The organism is Pseudomonas sp. (assembly GCF_030684895.1).
Taxonomy (GTDB): Bacteria; Pseudomonadota; Gammaproteobacteria; order Pseudomonadales; family Pseudomonadaceae; genus Aquipseudomonas.
In genome coordinates, this window is record NZ_JAUXXP010000038.1 from 1 (window position 1) to 19,425 (window position 19,425).

A 19,425-nucleotide genomic window follows, 5' to 3' on the forward strand; every position below is an offset into this window, starting at 1 on the left:
GATCATCGACATCAACATGGGCTGCCCGGCCAAGAAGGTCTGCAACAAGGCCGCCGGCTCCGCCCTATTGAAAGACGAAGTGTTAGTTCGCGAGATTCTTCAGGCCGTGGTCGCCGCCGTGAATGTGCCGGTGACCCTGAAGATCCGCACTGGCTGGGACCGTGAGAACAAGAACGGCATTGCCGTGGCGAAAATCGCCGAAGATGCCGGCATTGTCGCGCTGGCCGTGCATGGCCGCACCCGCGCCGACCTGTATATGGGTGAGGCCGAGTACGACACCATCGCCGCGATCAAGCAGGCGGTGTCGATTCCGGTGCTGGCCAACGGCGATATCGATTCGCCGCAGAAGGCCAAAGCCGTACTCGCCGCCACTGGCGCTGATGGCCTGTTGATCGGTCGCGCGGCACAGGGCCGGCCGTGGATATTCCGTGAGATCGAGCACTACCTGCGTACCGGTGAACAACTCCCGGCACCTAGCCTGCTCGAAGTGGAACGCATTCTGCTTGAACATCTGGCTGCACTGCACGCCTTCTACGGCGATGTAATGGGCGTTCGCATTGCCCGCAAGCATGTCAGTTGGTATCTCGCAACCTTGCCGGGCGCCAGGGAGTTCCGCGCCCAATTCAATCGTCTGGACAGTACGGACGCGCAGTGCACCAACGTTCGCGAGTTCTTCAGCGAACGTCATAACAATGGAGAAGGGGTGGCCGCATGACGATGTTGACTGAGACCTTAGAGAGTGGAATGGCTCCCGTGAGTGACAACAGCAGTTTGAAGCAGCATCTCAATACGCCAAGCGAAGAGGGGCAAACCCTGCGCGGCAGCGTTGAGAAGGCCCTGCACAATTATTTCGCCCATCTTGAGGGCGCCGACGTCAGTGACGTGTACAACCTGGTGCTCACCGAAGTGGAAGCGCCACTGCTGGAAACCGTGATGAACTACGTCAAGGGCAACCAGACCAAGGCCTCCGAGCTGCTCGGCCTGAATCGCGGCACCCTGCGCAAGAAGCTCAAGCAATACGACCTGCTGTAACCCCGAACTCCCGAATAGGGCGGCCCACATGAGCCGCCTTTTTTGCTGATAACGCCTTTGCCAATACTTCTGCTCTGATGGATTCTGAAATGACCGACCAGACCACCCGCCTCCCCGTTCGCCGTGCCTTGATCAGTGTTTCCGACAAGACCGGCATCCTTGAGTTTGCCCGCGAGCTCGTCGCCCTGAATGTGGAAATCCTCTCCACCGGCGGCACTTACAAGCTGCTCAAGGACAACGGCATCGCTGCTGTGGAAGTCGCCGACTACACCGGCTTCCCGGAAATGATGGACGGTCGTGTGAAGACCCTGCACCCGAAGATCCACGGTGGCATCCTCGGCCGTCGCGCCATCGACGGCGCGGTAATGGACGAGCACGGCATCAAGCCAATCGACCTGGTCGCGGTCAACCTCTACCCCTTCGCGGCAACCGTGGCCAAGCCGGGTTGTGACCTGGCCGACGCCATCGAGAACATCGACATCGGCGGCCCGACCATGGTCCGTTCTGCAGCGAAGAACCACAAAGACGTGGCCATCGTGGTCAACGCTGGCGACTACGCCAGCATAGTCGATAGCCTCAAGGCCGGTGGTCTGAGCTACGCCCAGCGCTTCGACCTGGCCCTGAAAGCTTTCGAGCACACTGCGGCCTACGACGGCATGATCGCCAACTACCTGGGCACCATCGACCAGAGCCGTGACACCCTGAGCACCGAAGAACGCGGCGCTTTCCCGCGCACTTTCAACAGCCAGTTCATCAAGGCCCAGGAAATGCGCTACGGCGAGAACCCGCACCAGAGCGCGGCGTTCTACGTGGAAGCGCAGAAGGGCGAGGCCAGCGTGGCCAGCGCCATCCAGCTGCAGGGTAAAGAACTGTCGTTCAACAACGTGGCCGACACCGACGCCGCGCTGGAATGCGTGAAGAGCTTCGTCAAACCCGCCTGCGTGATCGTCAAGCACGCCAACCCGTGCGGCGTGGCCGTGGCCCTGGACAGCGAAGGCGGCATCCGCCAGGCCTACGAGCTGGCCTACGCCACCGACACCGAATCCGCGTTTGGCGGCATCATCGCCTTCAACCGTGAGCTGGACGGTGCCACCGCCCAGGCCATCGTCGAGCGTCAGTTCGTCGAAGTAATTATCGCGCCGAAAATCAGTGCCGAAGCCCGCGCCATCGTCGCCGCCAAAGCCAACGTGCGCTTGCTGGAGTGCGGCGAATGGCCGGCCGAGCGCAGCGCCGGCTGGGACTTCAAGCGCGTCAATGGCGGCCTGCTAGTACAAAGCCGCGACATTGGCATGATCAAGGCAGAAGACCTGAAAATCGTCACCCAGCGCGCGCCGAGCGAGCAGGAAATCCATGACCTGATCTTCGCCTGGAAAGTAGCCAAGTTCGTTAAATCCAACGCCATCGTCTACGCCAAGGGCCGCCAGACCATCGGTGTCGGCGCCGGCCAGATGAGCCGCGTCAACTCGGCACGTATCGCCGCAATCAAGGCCGAGCACGCCGGCCTGCAGGTCGCCGGCTCGGTAATGGCCTCCGACGCCTTCTTCCCGTTCCGTGACGGCCTGGACAACGCTGCTGCCAATGGCATCACCGCAGTGATCCAGCCGGGTGGCTCGATGCGCGATGCGGAAGTGATTGCCGCAGCGGACGAGGCCAACATCGCGATGGTGTTTACCGGCATGCGTCATTTCCGTCATTGATTTGATGGGTATCGCTGCGCTCCACCCATCCTACGGGCAGCGCAGATTCGTAGGATGGGTGGAGCCGTAGGCGATACCCATCGCAACACGATTTCAGCACGTAGCCCGGATGAAATCCGGGAGCGCCCCATTTAAAAGCCCCGGATTGCATCCGGGCTACGCTCAGGAGAACCCCATGAACGTATTGATCATTGGCAGCGGCGGTCGTGAACACGCCCTAGCCTGGAAAGTGGCGCAGGACAAGCGCGTCGAGAAAGTCTTCGTTGCACCGGGCAACGCCGGCACTGCCGTTGAGCCCAAGTGCGAGAACGTCGCGATCGACGTACTGGCCATCGAGCAACTGGCTGATTTTGCCGAAAAGAACGTGCAATTGACCATCGTTGGCCCGGAAGCGCCGCTGGTAAAAGGCGTGGTTGATCTGTTCCGTTCGCGCAAGCTGGACATCTTCGGCCCAACCGCCGCCGCTGCGCAGCTGGAAGGCTCCAAGGCCTTTACCAAGGACTTCCTCGCCCGCCAGAACATCCCTACCGCCGACTACCAGAACTTCACCGAAGTCGAGCCGGCCCTGGCCTACCTGCAAAAGGTCGGCGCGCCGATCGTGATCAAGGCCGACGGCCTGGCCGCGGGTAAAGGCGTGATCGTCGCTATGACCCTGAGCGAGGCCGAAGACGCCGTGCGCGATATGCTCGCCGGCAATGCCTTTGGCGAAGCCGGTTCGCGCGTGGTGATCGAGGAATTCCTCGACGGCGAAGAAGCCAGCTTTATCGTCATGGTCGACGGCGAAAACGTGCTGCCAATGGCCACCAGCCAGGACCACAAGCGTGTCGGCGACGCCGACACCGGGCCGAACACCGGCGGCATGGGCGCCTACTCGCCAGCTCCAGTGGTCACCGCCGAGGTGCACCAGCGGGTGATGGACGAAGTGATCTACCCGACCGTGCGCGGCATGGCCAGCGAAGGCAACGTCTACACCGGCTTCCTCTACGCCGGGCTGATGATCGACAAGGCCGGCAAACCCAAGGTGATCGAGTTCAACTGCCGCTTCGGCGACCCGGAAACTCAGCCGATCATGTGCCGCCTGGAATCTTCTCTGGTGCTGCTGGTCGAAGCCGCACTGGCCAAGGCGCTGGATAAGGTCGAAGCCACCTGGGACCCACGTCCGACCGTGGGTGTAGTGATCGCCGCCGGGGGTTACCCGGCCGATTACGCCAAGGGCGATGTGATCGAAGGTCTGGATGCTGCAGCGCAACTGGACGGTAAAGTCTTCCATGCCGGCACCGCACTGAAGGACGGCCAGATCGTCACCGCTGGTGGTCGCGTACTCTGCGCCACCGCCATCGGCCGCACGGTTGAAGAAGCCCAACAACAGGCCTATCGCCTGGCCGAGAAGATCCGCTGGAGCGGCAGCTTCTACCGCAACGACATCGGTTACCGCGCCATTGCCCGTGAACGCGGGGATAAGTGAAGGTAATTAACGACAAAGGTGGCCAATTGGCCACCTTTGTCATATTTCCCTCGCGAACAGCTTGGCTATAATCCGACCACTTATTTCTGAAGGGACTTCACTGTGCGCCGGCTGAGGATTGCCACCTACCTGCTACTCAGCACGCTGCTGATGGCGCTCCCCCTAGCGTCGGCTCAGGCAGGGGCGCAGGCATCCTGGTCCAGCCTGACCGACCCGAGCGCCGCGCTGCAATTCAATGATGTACGCAGCCCCGAGCGCCTCGCGCAGTTCCGCTCCACCGATCTCACCCAGCTTTACACTCCCGGCGGCAACAGTGCGCTGTGGCTGCATCACCGCATGCCGGCCAACACCGATGCGCAAATGCTGCGGGTATTCGCGCCCTACCTGGCCTACCTCGACCTCTACGTGTTGCAAGGCGATACGCTGATTGAGCAGGCACACACCGGCAGCAACCTGCCGTTTTCCAGCCGGCCGCTGGCCAGCCGCGATTTCCTCCTGCCGCTGCCCAAGGCCGAACAGCCGCTGGATATCTACCTGCGCCTGGCCTCGGAACACTCGCTGCGCCCCAGCATTACCCTGCAAAGTGCGCAGGCGATGGTTGCCGATGACAACCGCCCGCTGCTGTTCGGCCTATTGCTCGGCTGCCTCGGCATGCTGGTGGCCTATAACCTTGTGCGTTTTGCCTACACCCGCGCCGTCAGCGGCCTGTGGCTGGCGGCTACTCAGGTCTGCCAGCTGATCGCGGTGGTCAGCCTACTCGGTATCAGCACGCCCTGGCTCAGTGAATGGCAAAGCCTGCAGCCGCAGATTGCCAACCTATCGATGCTGCTGGCCGCGCTCTGCGCCCTGTGTTTCACCGCCAGCTTCTTCCACAAGGTCTGTCCGAGTACGCCGCTGAACCACCTGCTCACCGGCGAAGTGGCAGTTATCAGCCTGGTCTGCGTGGCGCTGCTGGTGGCGACTAATCTGCAGTTCAATCAACTGGTCTATCTGCTCAACGCCGTCGCCGGCCTGAGCATTCTGCTGGTGTCGCTGACCCACTGGCGGCATGGCTACCAGCCGGCGCGGCTGTTCAGCCTGGCAGTGCTGCTGTTCTGCGCAGCCTTTATCGGCGCCCTGCCGATCCTCTTCGGTTACTGGGCGGTGCAGAGCGAATGGATGGCCTACGGCCTGCTCGCCGTCACCGCCGTCAGCGGTTTTATCCTCAGCATGGCGCTGAGCGAGCGACAGCGACGCATCATGCAGGACCAGTTCAGCACCAGCCGTGCCCTCGCTGCCAGCTCCGCCGAACTGAAAGCCAAAGCGGAATTTCTCGCCAAGATCAGCCACGAAATCCGCACGCCGATGAATGGCGTGCTGGGCATGACCGAGCTGCTGCTCGGCACCCCGCTATCCGCCAAACAGCGCGACTACGTACAAACCATCCACAGCTCGGGCAACGAGTTACTCACCCTGATCAACGAAATCCTCGATATCTCCAAGCTCGAATCCGGGCAGATCGAGCTGGATGACGTGCAGTTCGACCTCAACGCGCTAATCGAAGACTGCCTGGATATCTTCCGCGCCAAGGCCGAACAGCAGAAGGTCGAACTGATCAGTTTTATGCAGCCGCAAGTGCCACGGGTCATCAGCGGTGACCCCACACGCCTGCGCCAGACCCTGCTGAGCCTGCTGGACAACGCCTTCAAACAGACCGACGAAGGCGAAATTCTCCTGGTTGTGGCCCTGGACACCGCCGGCGAGCAACCGCGCCTGCGCATTGCCGTGCAGGACAGTGGCAAGCCGCTGGACGCCAGCGAACGCGACGCACTGCTGAATGCCGAATTGCACAGCAAGGACTTCCTCGCCGCGACCAAACTCGGCGGCCGCCTCGGCCTGGTCATCGCCCGCCAGCTGGTACGCCTGATGGACGGCGAGTTCGGCATCCAGAGCGGCGGCAGCCAGGGCTCCACCCTGTGGCTGACCCTGCCACTGGACACCACGCGCCTGGAGCAGCCCACCGCCGATCTCGACGCCTCGTTGCAAGGCGCGCGCCTGCTGGTGGTGGACGACAACGACACCTGCCGCAAAGTCCTGGTGCAGCAATGCAGCGCCTGGGGCATGCAGGTCAGCGCCGTGCCCTCGGGTAAAGAGGCCATGGCCCTGCTGCGCACCAAGGCGCATCTGCGTGAATACTTCGATGCCGTGCTGCTCGATCAGGACATGCCCGGCATGACCGGTATGCAGCTGGCCGCGCGGATCAAGGAAGACGCCAACCTCAATCACGATATCCTGGTGATCATGCTCACCGGCATCAGCAATGCGCCGAGCAAGATCATCGCGCGCAACGCCGGGATCAAGCGCATCCTGGCCAAGCCGGTGGCCGGCTACACCCTGAAAACCACCCTGGCCGATGAACTGGCGCAGCGCGGCAAGGGCGATTCGCCGATGTTCAGCCCGACGCCGGTCAGCGCACCGCTGAACGTGCCCGGCGACTTCCGCATCCTGGTGGCCGAGGACAACACCATCTCCACCAAGGTGATCCGCGGCATGCTCGGCAAGCTCAACCTGCAGCCCGACACCGCCAGCAACGGTGAAGAAGCCCTCAGTGCGATGAAGGCCCAACAGTACGACCTGGTGCTGATGGACTGCGAAATGCCGGTGCTCGACGGCTTCTCCGCCACCGAGCAGCTGCGCGCCTGGGAAGCCGCCGAACAGCGCGCGCGCACCCCGGTGGTGGCGCTCACTGCGCATATCCTCAATGAACACAAGGAGCGCGCACGCCAGGTCGGCATGGACGGGCACATGTCCAAGCCGGTGGAAATGTCGCAACTGCGCGAGCTGATCGAACACTGGGTTGCCGAGCGGGAAATCCGCCGTCAGCGCGACGCCCTGCCTTCCTGAAGATGCGGCCGGGATTGCCCGACGGCCGCTAGACTCTTACCCTGCCACCCTTCTTTATCGAGACGAGTCCTTTCCATGGCGTCCGCGCTGTTCAGCCTGTATTTGAAACTGCTGGTGCTCTATAGCCCGTTCTTCGTGCTGTCGTGTTTTATCGGCCTAAGCCGCGGCTACACGGTCAAGGAGCGCAAGCGCCTGGCCTGGAAGGTCGCCCTCGGCGTGTTGATCGCCAGCGTACTGCTGTATCTGTTCGGCAAGCACATCTTCACCCTGTTCGGCATCACCATCGACGCCTTCCGTATCGGCGCTGGCAGCGTACTGTTTATCTCGGCCCTCGGCATGGCCCAGGGCAAGTCGGCGGTGCAAAGCGATAACGTGCAGCAGGACGTGACCATCGTGCCGCTGACCATCCCGCTCACCGTCGGCCCCGGCACCATCGGTGCGTTGCTGTTGATGGGCGCCAGCCAACCGGATTGGGGCGACAAGGCCGTGGCGGTGCTGGGCATCGCCCTGGCCAGTCTCACAGTGGGCGTGGTGCTGTATATGTCCAACCAGTTCGAGCGCCTGCTCGGTGATCAGGGTCTGCAGATCGTCAGCCGCCTGATGGGCCTGTTTGTCTGCGCCCTGGCCGCGCAGATCATCTTTACCGGGGTCAAGAACTACCTCGCGCTGTAACCCCCTGCGCGGTCAATACGGTGCCGTAGCCCTTCCCGTGTAATACCCACAACCTTGCACCATCCGCATGCAGCACAGCCCTGCTGCGGTGCATGACGGCGTGAAAAAACCCTCGCGGCGCCCGCAAAATCAATCTAACTATTTGAAAATAAAGCACTTTAAATAACTGGCACTGACATTGCTCTAGGCATTCCATCACTTGGATACAAGATGGAATTTCAGAGCATGTCCAACGCCCCTATCGCCTTCACCCTCGCCGACTGGCAACAGACCTACCGCGATGGTCAATCGCCCGCCGAGCTGCTACATAGTCTGCGCCTCGAACTGAGCACAGAGGACAATGCCTGGATCGCCCTGGCCAGCGACTCTCAGCTCAACGCCCAGCTCGATAGCTTGTCAGCGCTACTCGACGCCTCCAACGGCGAGCTCAGCAAGCTGCCGCTGTACGGTGTGCCCTTTGCCATCAAGGACAATATCGACGCCGCCGGCTGGCCCACCACCGCTGCCTGCCCCGAGTTCGCCTACAGCGCGGCAGCCGACGCCACGGTGGTGGCCAAGCTGCGGGCGGCGGGCGCCATCCTGATCGGCAAGACCAACCTCGACCAGTTCGCCACCGGCCTGGTCGGCACCCGCTCACCCCACGGTGCGGTGTGCAACAGCTTTAACCCGGACTACGTCAGCGGCGGTTCCAGCTCCGGCTCGGCCAGTGTGGTCGCGCGCGGCCTGGTGCCTTTCTCGCTGGGCACCGACACCGCCGGCTCCGGCCGCGTGCCGGCTGGCTTCAACAATATTGTCGGGCTCAAGCCGAGCAAGGGCTGGCTGTCCAATAGCGGCCTGGTGCCGGCCTGCAAGACGCTTGATTGCATCTCGGTCTTTGCCCTGACCGTCAGCGATGCCCTGAGCGTGGCGCAGATTGCCGGCGGCTATGACGCAGCCGATCCCTACAGCCGCAAAAACCCAGGCAGCGCCAAAGTCGGTATGCCGGCCCGGCCGCGCCTGGCGATACCGAGCAACCCTGAGTTCTTTGGCGACACGCAGAACCAGGCCGTCTTCGAGGCAGCCCTGGGCACACTGCGCGAACTGGGCGCAGAGCTGGTGGACATCGATTTCACGCCCTTCCAGCAACTGGCTGAGCAGCTGTATTACGGCAGCTGGGTCGCCGAGCGCACGGTGGCGCTGGAAGGCGTCGACCCGGCACATATCAACCCGGTGGTGCGCGGCATCGTCGCGGGCGGCCATAAATACAGCGCCTGCGACGCTTACAAAGCCGAATATATTCGCGCCGAACTGAGCCGCACGATCAACGACATCCTGGCCGGTTTCGATGCTCTAGTCGTACCGACCTCGCCGACCCTTCGCAGCCTCGCTGAGATGGACGCAGAGCCGGTGCTGTTCAACAGCCAGTTCGGCACCTACACCAACTTCACCAACCTCGCCGACCTATCCGCGCTGGCCGTACCGGCGGGCTTGCGTGGCGACGGTTTGCCGGCCGGCATAACCCTGATCGCCCCAGCCTGGCACGACCAGGCCCTGGCTGCCTTCGGTCAACGCTGGCAGCAAGCGCTCAAGCTACCGCTGGGCGCCACGGGTAAAGCATTGCCCGAGCAGGCGCCGAGCAGCACGCCAGCCCCCGGCAGCGTGCGCGTCGCCGTGGTCGGCGCACACCTGACGGGCATGCCGCTGAACTTCCAGCTCACCACGCGCGACGCCGTGCTGGTCGAGCAAACCACCAGCGCCGCCACCTATCGCCTGTATGCCCTGCCCGGCACCGTGCCGCCGAAACCGGGGCTGGCGCGGGTGAGCGAGGACGGCGCGGCAATCATTGTCGAGCTCTGGGATATCCCCCAGGCGCGCTTTGGCGAATTTGTCGCGGAAATCCCCGCACCGCTGGGTATCGGCAATCTGCAGCTGGCCGATGGTCGCTGGGTCAAAGGCTTTATCTGCGAGCCCTACGCCCTGGATGGCGCCCGCGATATCACCAGCTTTGGCGGCTGGCGCGCGTTTATCGCCGCACAGAACGCCAACGCAGCTAAGGCTTAAGGAGAGAGCATGTTTACTACCGTACTGATTGCAAACCGTGGCGAGATCGCCGTCCGCGCCATGCGCACCCTCAAGCGTCTTGGGGTGAAGAGCGTCGCCGTCTACTCCGACGCCGACCGCAATGCCCAGCATGTGCGCGATGCTGATATCGCCATCGCCCTGGGCGGCGACAAGCCGGCCGACAGCTACCTGCGGATCGACAAGATTCTCGCCGCTGCCAAGGAAACCGGCGCCCAGGCGATCTACCCCGGTTACGGCTTTCTCTCGGAAAGCGCCGAGTTCGCCGATGCCTGCGAAGCCGCGGGCATCGCCTTTGTCGGCCCGACCGGCGAGCAGATCCGCGAGTTCGGCCTCAAGCACCGCGCCCGCGAGCTGGCAGGTGCAGCCGGCGTGCCCATGGCCCCCGGCACCGGTCTGCTCGACAGCCTGGAACAGGCGCTGGAATCTGCCGCACGCATCGGCTACCCGGTGATGCTCAAGACCACCGCCGGCGGTGGCGGCATCGGCCTGACCCGCTGCGACGATGCAGCCGCCCTGAGCGCCGCCTACGACAGCGTCAAGCGCATGGGCGAGCAGTTCTTCAGCGATGCCGGGGTGTTTCTCGAATGCTTTGTCGACCAGGCGCGGCATATCGAAGTGCAGATTTTCGGCGACGGCGCAGGCCGCGTCGCCGCCCTCGGTGAGCGCGACTGCTCGCTGCAGCGGCGCAACCAGAAAGTGGTCGAGGAAACCCCGGCGCCCAACCTGCCGCAAACCACCCGCGAGAAGCTGCATGCCGCCGCCGTGCAGCTGGGCGAGTCGGTCAACTACCGCAGCGCCGGCACCGTGGAATTTATCTACGACGGCGCCCGCGATGCTTTCTACTTCCTCGAAGTGAATACCCGCCTGCAGGTCGAGCACCCGGTTACCGAGCTGGTCACCGGCCTTGATCTGATCGAATGCATGCTGCGCGTGGCTGCCGCCGATAGCCTGGACTGGACCGCGCTGAATCGCGCCCCGCAAGGCGCCGCCATCGAGGTAAGGATCTACGCCGAAGACCCACTGAAGAACTTCCAGCCCAGCCCGGGCGTGCTTACCGACGTGCACTTCCCGGCGGATGTGCGCCTGGATGGCTGGGTCAGCACCGGCAGCGAGGTCTCGGCTTTTTACGATCCAATGATCGCCAAGCTGATCGTGCATGCCGACACCCGCGCTGATGCCATCGCCAAGCTGCAGAAGGCCTTGGGCGAAACCCGCCTGCATGGCATCGCCAGCAACCTCGACTACCTGCGCCAGGTGGTGGCCGAGCCGCGCTTTCATGCCGGCGCGGTGTGGACGCGCCTGCTCGACAGCTTCCAATTCAAGGCCAGCGTGATTGAGGTGCTGGAGCCCGGCACCTACTCCAGCGTGCAGGACTACCCAGGCCGCCTCGGCTACTGGGATGTCGGCGTGCCACCCTCGGGGCCCATGGACGACCTGGCCTTCCGCCTGGCCAACCGCATTGTCGGCAACCATAACGATGCCGCCGCCCTGGAATTCACCCTGCAAGGCCCAACCCTGCGCTTTCACAGTGACGCATTGATCGCCCTGACCGGCGCCGACTGCCCGGCCGAGCTGGACGGCGAAGCGGTTGCCTACTGGGCGCCGATCCGCGTCAGCGCCGGGCAAACGCTCAAGCTCGGCCGCGCCAGCAGCGGTTGCCGCACTTACCTGGCGGTACGCAATGGCCTGGACGTGCCGCTGTACCTGGGCAGCCGCTCGACCTTTGCTCTTGGTCAGTTCGGCGGGCATGCAGGACGCACCCTGCGCCCGGCGGATATGCTGGCCATCTCGCAACCCGAGCTTGCCGCCTGCACCACCCCGGCGCCAATCAACGCGCCGCAGGCGCTGGATGCCAGCCTGATTCCCAACTACGGCAGCACCTGGAATATCGGCGTGCTTTACGGCCCGCACGGCGCACCGGATTTCTTCACCGCGCAGTCCATCGAAGAGTTCTTCGCCGCCGAATGGCAGGTGCACTACAACTCCAACCGCCTCGGCGTGCGTCTCAGTGGCCCGAAGCCAAGCTGGGCGCGGGCCGATGGCGGCGAAGCTGGCCTGCACCCGTCCAACGTGCACGACTGCGAATACGCCATTGGCGCGATCAACTTCACCGGTGACTTCCCGGTAATCCTGACCAAGGACGGCCCCAGCCTCGGTGGTTTCGTCTGCCCGGTGACCATCGCCAAGGCCGAGCTGTGGAAGATCGGTCAGGTCAAACCCGGCGATACACTGCGTTTTCACCCCATCAGCTTTCAGCAGGCGCAGAGCCTGGAGCAGGCGCAGCTGGGCAGCATCGCCGCACTGGCGGCGATCAGCGCGGTCAGCCTGCCGGCGCCATCCTTGCTGCCATCGAACACTGTTTCCGCCACGGTATTGGCCGAACTGCCAGCCACGGCCAAGCGTCCGCATGTGGTCTACCGCCAGGCAGGGGATGCCTACATCCTGCTGGAGTACGGCGACAACGTGCTCGACCTGGCCCTGCGCCTGCGCGTGCACCTGCTGATGGAGGCACTCAAGGCCGAGCCGTTGGCTGGCCTGGAAGAACTCGCCCCCGGCGTGCGCTCACTGCAGCTGCGCTACGACAGCCGTGTGCTGCACCAGCGCGCGCTGCTTGAACACCTGCTGCGCCTGGAAGCACAGCTTGGCGACGTGGCCACCCTCAAGGTGCCGACGCGCATCGTTCACCTGCCCATGGCCTTCGAGGACAGCGCCACCCTCGCCGCCGTGCAGCGCTACCGGGAAACCGTGCGCAGCGAGGCGCCCTGGCTGCCGAACAACGTCGACTTTATCCAGCGCGCCAATGGCCTGGCCAGCCGCGATGAGGTCAAAGACATTCTGTTTGATGCCAGCTACCTGATCCTCGGCCTCGGCGATGTCTACCTCGACGCGCCCTGCGCCGTGCCGCTGGACCCGCGCCATCGCCTGCTCAGCTCCAAGTACAACCCGGCGCGTACCTACACCGCCGAAGGCACCGTGGGCATCGGCGGCATGTATATGTGCATCTACGGCATGGACTCGCCCGGCGGCTATCAACTGGTCGGCCGCACCCTGCCGATCTGGAACAAGTACGTGAAGAACCCGCAGTTCGAGAATGGTCAGCCCTGGCTGCTGCAGTTCTTCGATCAGGTGAAGTTCTACCCGGTCAGCGAGGCCGAGCTGGATGAGTTCCGCGAGGCCTTCCGCGAGGGCCGCGCGCAGGTGCGCATCGAGCACAGCGAGTTCGACTTTGCCGAGTACCAGCGCTTTCTCGCCGCCAACGCAGGCAGCATTCAAGCCTTCCAGAACCAGCAGAAAGCCGCCTTCGATGCCGAAGTGCAACTGTGGCGCGACGACGACCCCAGCGAGGCCGCCGCACTGATCAGCAGCCCGGATGAGGATGGCGACAACGACGGCCATATGGTCAACGCCGAGATGAGCGGCAGCGTGTGGAAGGTGCTGGTCGAGCCCGGCCAGCAGGTGGAAGCCGGTACGCCGCTGCTGGTGGTTGAGGCGATGAAGATGGAGCTGGCGGTCACCGCGCCATTCGCCGGCATGGTCAAGTCGGTGCGCTGCGCCCCCGGCAAGGCGGTTACCCCTGGCGATGCGCTGCTGTTGCTCGCCCCCACCGAGGCGGCCTGAGATGCAACTGGTCAGCGCGCCCGCACCTGGCAAGGAGCGCCCGGAGAACCTCGCCGAGCGCATCTATCAGCAGCTCAAGGACGACATCTTCGAGTTCCGCCTGCTGCCCGGTGATCGCTTCTCAGAAGGTGAGATCGCCGAGCGCATGGCGGTCAGCCGTACGCCGGTGCGCCAGGCGCTGTATCGCCTGCAACGCGAGGACTATCTGCAGGTGTATTTCCGCAGCGGCTGGCAGGTCAAGCCGTTCGACTTCGCGCATTTTGAGGAGCTGTACGAAGTGCGCATCGTCCTGGAACTGGAAGCCGTGCGGCGTTTGTGCGAACGCCCCCAAGACGAGCACAGCGACGCACTGGCGCAACTTCAACGCACCTGGCTGGTGCAACCCGAGCAGCGTTTACAGGACGGCCGCGAAGTCTCGCGCCTGGATGAGCGGTTTCACTGCCAGTTGGTGGAAGCCGCCGGCAACCGCGAAATGGCCCGCCTGCACGCCGAGGTGAGCGAGAAAATCCGCATTATCAGGCGCTTGGACTTCACCCAGGGCCCACGCGTAACGGCCACTTACGACGAACACGGAGAAATTCTCGCGGCGATTCTGTCGCGCCGGTGCGAAGAGGCACAGCTATTGCTCAAGACCCATATAGAGGTCAGCAAGGCGGAAGTGCGCAAGATCACCCTGCACATGCTGCATAGCGCGCGTCAGCGCACCATGCCGGCACCAGAGGTGAAGACCTGAAGTGAAGACCCAGGGCCCCGCCCTGTTTCAACTGCCAGACAAACAACTAAAAACCAGCAGCTCAAACACTTAAGTTCGTGAATGGAGATCGCACCATGCAACGTCGCAATCTGATCAAGGCCTTTACCCTATCCGCTTCCATCGCCGCCATGGGCATGACCTGGACCGTACAGGCCGCCGAGACCATCAAGGTCGGCATCCTGCACTCGCTGTCCGGCACCATGGCCATCTCGGAAACTTCGCTGAAAGACATGGCGTTGATGACCATCGACGAAATCAACGCCAAGGGCGGCGTACTCGGCAAGCAGCTGGAGCCGGTAGTGGTCGACCCCGCCTCGAACTGGCCGCTGTTCGCCGAACGCGGTCGTCAACTGCTGACCCAGGACAAAGTCGACGTCACCTTCGGCTGCTGGACTTCGGTGTCGCGCAAATCCGTGCTGCCGGTCTATGAAGAACTCAACGGCCTGCTGTTCTACCCCGTGCAGTACGAAGGCGAAGAGATGTCGCCGAACGTCTTCTACACCGGCGCCGCGCCAAACCAGCAGGCCATCCCGGCGGTCGAGTACCTGATGAGCGAAGACGGCGGCGCGGCCAAGCGCTACTTCCTGCTCGGCACCGACTACGTCTACCCGCGCACCACCAACAAGATCCTGCGAGCCTTCCTGATCAGCAAGGGCGTGGCCGAGAAAGACATCGAAGAGGTCTACACCCCGTTCGGTCACAGCGACTATCAAACCATCGTCGCCAACATCAAGAAGTTCTCTGCCGGCGGCAAGACTGCGGTGATCTCCACTGTAAACGGCGACTCCAACGTGCCGTTCTACAAGGAGCTGGCCAACCAGGGCCTGGAAGCCACCGACGTACCGGTGGTGGCCTTCTCCGTGGGTGAAGAAGAACTGCGCGGCATCGACACCAAGCCGCTGGTCGGTCACCTGGCCGCGTGGAACTACTTCCAGTCCGTGGAAAACCCGGTCAACAGCGAGTTCGTCGCCAAGTGGAAGGCCTACGCCAAAGCCAAGAACCTGCCAGGCGCCGACAAGGCCGTGACCAACGACCCGATGGAAGCCACCTACGTCGGCATTCATATGTGGGCCCAGGCCGTGGAAAAAGCCGGCACCACCGACGTCGATAAAGTGCGTACCGCCCTTTACGGCCAGACCTTCGCCGCGCCAAGCGGCTACACCCTGACCATGGACAAGACCAACCACCACCTGCACAAGCCGGTGATGATCGGTGAAATCCAGGAAGACGGTCAGTTCTCCGTGGTCTGGGAAACCAGCAGCCCGGTCCGCGCCCAGCCGTGGAGCCCGTATATCGAAGGCAACGACAAGAAGCCGGATTACGCGGTGAAGTCGAACTAAGGCAAAAGCCCCTCTCCCCCACCCCCTCTCCCGCACGCGGGAGAGGGGAGCGACAGCCACGCATCTTCAGTATGACGCGGTCAGCCCCCTCGCCCATTTATGGGAGAGGGTTGGGGAGAGGGCAAACGTGACCCGGATTAAGTCCGGGGCACGACCGTAATCGAAGGACTGCCCCATGCCCACTGCCTTTAGCCGAATTCTGCTGAGCCTGCTGTTGCTGCTGCCCCTGGCCGCACACGCCGGTGATGCCCAGGACTTTGTCGCCGCCAACCCAGCCAAGCAGGCCAGCCTGCTGGAAAGCTGGTCCGCCGCGCCGGATGCCGCGCGCCTGCCGCTGATCGAAGCCCTGCAACAAGGCCGCGTCGCGGCCGACAGCGCGAAAAATGCCTTTATCGAAGTAAGCGGCGCGTATCAGCCCGCCGAAGGCGCCACACAACCGCTCGAAACACCGAAGAAGCTGCGCCTAAATAACCGCCTGCGCGGGCTGACTGCCACTGCACTGGCCAGCCACCAACTGCTGGCCGACGACCCGGCGCTGCGTCTGGCCGCCGCCAAGCAACTGCAGAAGAGCGCCAAGCCGGCGCAGCTGCAACTGCTTAACGCCCAGGTCGCCAGCGAAACCGATGACGGCGTGCGTGATGCCCTGACCCTGGCGCTGGCCAACCTGCAACTGGTCGACAGCGACCTGGCCGTGCGCCTGGCTGCCGTGCGCCTGCTCGGTGAAACCGGCGACCCGCTGGCCCGCACCCGCCTGGAAACCCTGCTCGACCCGGCCGTGGAAAGCGACCCAACGGTACGCACCGCCGCCGAAACCAGCCTGGCCCAGGTCAAACGCAAACTGCTGATTGGTGAGCTGCTCGGTCAGGCCTTTAGCGGCCTGTCGCTCGGCTCGATTCTGCTGTTGGCCGCGCTCGGTCTGGCCATCACCTTCGGCCTGCTCGGGGTGATCAATATGGCCCACGGCGAGATGCTGATGCTCGGCGCCTACTCCACCTATATGGTGCAGGTGCTGTTCCAGCGTTTCGCCCCGGAAGCCCTGGCGCTGTATCCACTGGTGGCGCTGCCGGTGGCGTTCTTTGTCACCGCCGCCATCGGCATGGCGCTGGAACGCACGGTGATTCGCCACCTCTACGGGCGCCCTCTGGAAACCCTGCTCGCTACCTGGGGCATCAGCCTGATCCTGATCCAGCTGGTGCGGGTGATCTTCGGCGCGCAGAACGTTGAAGTGGCCAACCCTTACTGGTTGTCCGGTGGCATTCAAGTGCTGCCGAACCTGGTGCTGCCGTACAACCGCATCGTGATTATCGGCTTCGCCCTGTTTGTGGTGGTGCTGACCTGGCTGCTGCTGAACAAGACCCGCCTCGGCCTTAACGTCCGCGCCGTAACCCAGAACCGCAATATGGCTGCCTGCTGCGGTGTGCCGACCGGTCGGGTGGACATGCTGGCGTTCGGTTTGGGCTCCGGTATCGCCGGACTCGGCGGCGTGGCCTTGAGTCAGATCGGCAACGTCGGCCCCGACCTGGGGCAGAGCTACATCATCGATTCCTTCCTGGTGGTGGTGCTCGGCGGCGTCGGCCAGTTGGCCGGTAGCGTGATGGCAGCCTTCGGCCTAGGCATCGCCAACAAGATTCTCGAACCACAGATCGGTGCCGTGCTCGGCAAGATCCTGATCCTCGCGCTGATCATTCTGTTTATTCAGAAACGCCCGCAAGGTCTGTTTGCGTTGAAAGGACGGGTGATCGATTGAGCCAGATTAGCTGCAATGCAACCGTAGGAGCTGGCCATGCCTGCGACCGCGTCGCCACGATTGTTCGCGCGCATGGCGCGCTCCTACAGGCTGACGAACTCAGCCCAAACCAACAATCATTTGCCGCGACAGGATGGGTGATCAACTGATGACCATGCCACTCAACCAAACGCTATTGGCGCGCGCCAGCGCCAAGCTTGGCCCGCAAGTGTCGATTACCATCGGCCTGCTGGTACTGGCCGTGCTCGTGGCCATGCCCGTGCTGCACCTGCTACCAGCGGACAACGCCCTGCACGTCTCGGCCTATACCCTGACCCTGGTCGGCAAGATCCTCTGCTACTGCATCGTTGCCCTGGCGCTCGATCTGGTCTGGGGTTACGCCGGCCTGCTGTCGCTCGGCCACGGCCTGTTCTTCGCCCTCGGTGGTTACGCCATGGGCATGTACCTGATGCGCGAAGCGGCCGGCGACGGCCTGCCGGCCTTTATGAGCTTCCTCGCTTGGACCGAGCTGCCCTGGTACTGGTACGGCACCAGCAACTTCCTCTGGGCGCTGTGCCTGGTGGTGTTGGCGCCTGGCTTGCTGGCCCTGGTGTTCGGTTTCTTCGCCTTCCGCTCGCGGATCAAGGGCGTGTATTTCTCGATCATGACCCAGGCGCTGACCTTCGCCGGCATGCTCTTGTTCTTCCGCAACGAAACCGGTTTTGGCGGTAACAACGGCTTTACCAACTTCCGCACCATTCTCGGTTTCGATATCACCTCGGCGCACACCCGCGCGACGCTGTTCTTTGCCACCGTAGTGCTGCTGGTGGCCAGCCTGTACCTGGGCTGGCGGCTTGCGCGCAGCAAGTTCGGCCGGGTGCTGACTGCCCTGCGTGATGCAGAAAACCGCCTGATGTTCTGCGGCTACGACCCACGCGGCTACAAGCTGTTTATCTGGGTACTCAGCGCCGTGCTCTGCGGCCTGGCCGGTGCGCTGTATGTGCCGCAGGTGGGCATCATCAATCCCAGCGAAATGTCGCCGACCAACTCCATCGAGGCGGCCGTGTGGGTCGCCCTCGGCGGGCGCGGCACGCTGATCGGCCCGCTGCTCGGTGCAGGCCTGGTCAACGGCATGAAGAGCTGGTTCACCGTGGCCTTTCCCGAGTATTGGCTGTTCGCCCTGGGCTTTCTGTTTATCGTCGTGACGCTGTTTCTGCCCAAAGGCGTGATCGGCTTGTTACGCAAGAAAGGAGAGCAATGATGCGCGCCACTCCGGTACCCGAATTTATGCTCGAACCTGCCTTTGACCCGGCCGGCAGCGGCCGCGACCCGATTGGTGCCAGTGCGGCGGCAACCAAGGGCCTGAACATCCGCCATGGCACCATCCTGACGCTGGAAGACATCAACGTCAGCTTCGATGGCTTCAAGGCGCTGACCAACCTGACGCTGTATATCGGCGTCGGTGAGCTGCGTTGCATCATCGGCCCCAACGGTGCAGGCAAGACCACCATGATGGACGTGATCACCGGCAAAACCCGACCGGACAACGGCGTCGCCTACTTCGGTGAAACCCTCGACCTGACCCAGATGAGCGAAGTGGAAATTGCTCAGTCCGGTATCGGTCGCAAGTTCCAGAAGCCGACGGTGTTCGAGGCGCTGAGCGTGTTCGAGAACCTCGAACTGGCGCAGAAAACCAACAAGTCGGTGTGGGCCAGCCTGCGCGCCAAACTCAGCGGCGAGCAGCGTGACCGCATCGACGAAGTGCTGCAGACGATCAAGCTCGATGCCTCGCGCTCACGCCCGGCTGGGTTGCTCTCGCACGGGCAGAAACAGTTTCTGGAGATCGGCATGCTGCTGGTGCAAGACCCACAACTGCTGCTGCTCGATGAGCCGGTGGCGGGTATGACCGACGCCGAAACCGAGTTCACCGCCGAGCTGTTCAAGTCGCTGGCGCGCAAACACTCGCTGATGGTGGTGGAGCACGATATGGGCTTTGTCGGCAGCATTGCCGACCACGTCACCGTGCTGCACCAAGGCAGCGTGCTGGCCGAAGGCTCATTGGAGCAGGTGCAGGCCGATGAGCGGGTGATTGAGGTTTATCTCGGTCGGTAAGGGATTCGTAGGGTGGATGACGCCGTTTTCATCCACCAATGACATCGCACGGTGGATCGGTAAAA

General features: G+C 63.2%; 13 protein-coding genes. All 13 read left to right on the plus strand.

Annotated features, from left to right (window positions below):
- Positions 1 to 715 (plus strand): tRNA dihydrouridine synthase DusB (dusB, locus tag Q8M42_RS07190; RefSeq protein WP_305283877.1); only part of this gene is annotated, 715 nt, incomplete at its 5' end.
- Entirely contained in the window at positions 712 to 1,032 is a 321-nt protein-coding gene (gene fis / locus Q8M42_RS07195) for a DNA-binding transcriptional regulator Fis (RefSeq protein WP_160013071.1), read from the plus strand. The genes dusB and fis, both read left to right, overlap by 4 nt.
- 89 nt (positions 1,033 to 1,121) lie before the next feature.
- Positions 1,122 to 2,729, plus strand: a complete 1,608-nt coding sequence (gene purH, locus Q8M42_RS07200; protein ID WP_304869455.1) for a bifunctional phosphoribosylaminoimidazolecarboxamide formyltransferase/IMP cyclohydrolase — start codon at positions 1,122 to 1,124, stop codon at positions 2,727 to 2,729.
- A 175-nt stretch (positions 2,730 to 2,904) separates the two neighbouring features.
- On the plus strand, positions 2,905 to 4,194 hold the full coding sequence (gene purD / locus Q8M42_RS07205) for a phosphoribosylamine--glycine ligase (protein WP_304869453.1): 1,290 nt from the start codon (positions 2,905 to 2,907) through the stop codon (positions 4,192 to 4,194).
- A 150-nt stretch (positions 4,195 to 4,344) separates the two neighbouring features.
- Positions 4,345 to 7,077: a hybrid sensor histidine kinase/response regulator gene (locus Q8M42_RS07210; protein WP_304869451.1), complete on the plus strand. Its 2,733-nt coding sequence runs from the start codon at positions 4,345 to 4,347 to the stop codon at positions 7,075 to 7,077.
- A 75-nt stretch (positions 7,078 to 7,152) separates the two neighbouring features.
- Positions 7,153 to 7,749, plus strand: a complete 597-nt coding sequence (locus Q8M42_RS07215) for a MarC family protein (RefSeq protein WP_090249576.1) — start codon at positions 7,153 to 7,155, stop codon at positions 7,747 to 7,749.
- Between the two features lie 225 nt (positions 7,750 to 7,974).
- Entirely contained in the window at positions 7,975 to 9,789 is a 1,815-nt protein-coding gene (gene atzF, locus Q8M42_RS07220) for an allophanate hydrolase (RefSeq protein WP_304869448.1), read from the plus strand.
- Between the two features lie 9 nt (positions 9,790 to 9,798).
- Complete coding sequence (uca, locus tag Q8M42_RS07225) at positions 9,799 to 13,428, plus strand: urea carboxylase (RefSeq protein ID WP_304869446.1); 3,630 nt, start codon at positions 9,799 to 9,801, stop codon at positions 13,426 to 13,428.
- Position 13,429: 1 nt separating this feature from the next.
- Positions 13,430 to 14,161: a GntR family transcriptional regulator gene (locus Q8M42_RS07230; protein WP_304869444.1), complete on the plus strand. Its 732-nt coding sequence runs from the start codon at positions 13,430 to 13,432 to the stop codon at positions 14,159 to 14,161.
- A gap of 95 nt (positions 14,162 to 14,256) precedes the next feature.
- On the plus strand, positions 14,257 to 15,522 hold the full coding sequence (urtA, locus tag Q8M42_RS07235; RefSeq protein WP_275960590.1) for an urea ABC transporter substrate-binding protein: 1,266 nt from the start codon (positions 14,257 to 14,259) through the stop codon (positions 15,520 to 15,522).
- A 175-nt stretch (positions 15,523 to 15,697) separates the two neighbouring features.
- Positions 15,698 to 17,269, plus strand: coding sequence for an urea ABC transporter permease subunit UrtB (gene urtB, locus Q8M42_RS07240; protein ID WP_304869442.1), 1,572 nt, complete (start codon positions 15,698 to 15,700; stop codon positions 17,267 to 17,269).
- A 148-nt stretch (positions 17,270 to 17,417) separates the two neighbouring features.
- The gene (gene urtC / locus Q8M42_RS07245; protein ID WP_304869440.1) at positions 17,418 to 18,509 is read left to right on the plus strand and encodes an urea ABC transporter permease subunit UrtC; all 1,092 of its coding nucleotides are present in this window, start codon (positions 17,418 to 17,420) and stop codon (positions 18,507 to 18,509) included.
- Positions 18,509 to 19,360, plus strand: a complete 852-nt coding sequence (gene urtD / locus Q8M42_RS07250) for an urea ABC transporter ATP-binding protein UrtD (protein WP_304869438.1) — start codon at positions 18,509 to 18,511, stop codon at positions 19,358 to 19,360. Before urtC ends, urtD begins: the two co-directional genes overlap by 1 nt.
- Positions 19,361 to 19,425: the final 65 nt, after the last annotated feature.

Coding starts and splice junctions, on each gene's coding strand:
- Q8M42_RS07210 (WP_304869451.1), top strand. CDS start 4,345: ATGGCGCTCCCCCTAGCGTCGGCTCAGGCAGGGGCGCAGGCATCCTGG.
- Q8M42_RS07215 (WP_090249576.1), top strand. CDS start 7,153: ATGGCGTCCGCGCTGTTCAGCCTGTATTTGAAACTGCTGGTGCTCTAT.
- purH (WP_304869455.1), top strand. CDS start 1,122: ATGACCGACCAGACCACCCGCCTCCCCGTTCGCCGTGCCTTGATCAGT.
- urtB (WP_304869442.1), top strand. CDS start 15,698: ATGCCCACTGCCTTTAGCCGAATTCTGCTGAGCCTGCTGTTGCTGCTG.
- uca (WP_304869446.1), top strand. CDS start 9,799: ATGTTTACTACCGTACTGATTGCAAACCGTGGCGAGATCGCCGTCCGC.
- purD (WP_304869453.1), top strand. CDS start 2,905: ATGAACGTATTGATCATTGGCAGCGGCGGTCGTGAACACGCCCTAGCC.
- urtD (WP_304869438.1), top strand. CDS start 18,509: ATGCGCGCCACTCCGGTACCCGAATTTATGCTCGAACCTGCCTTTGAC.
- urtA (WP_275960590.1), top strand. CDS start 14,257: ATGCAACGTCGCAATCTGATCAAGGCCTTTACCCTATCCGCTTCCATC.
- fis (WP_160013071.1), top strand. CDS start 712: ATGACGATGTTGACTGAGACCTTAGAGAGTGGAATGGCTCCCGTGAGT.
- Q8M42_RS07230 (WP_304869444.1), top strand. CDS start 13,430: ATGCAACTGGTCAGCGCGCCCGCACCTGGCAAGGAGCGCCCGGAGAAC.
- atzF (WP_304869448.1), top strand. CDS start 7,975: ATGTCCAACGCCCCTATCGCCTTCACCCTCGCCGACTGGCAACAGACC.
- urtC (WP_304869440.1), top strand. CDS start 17,418: ATGACCATGCCACTCAACCAAACGCTATTGGCGCGCGCCAGCGCCAAG.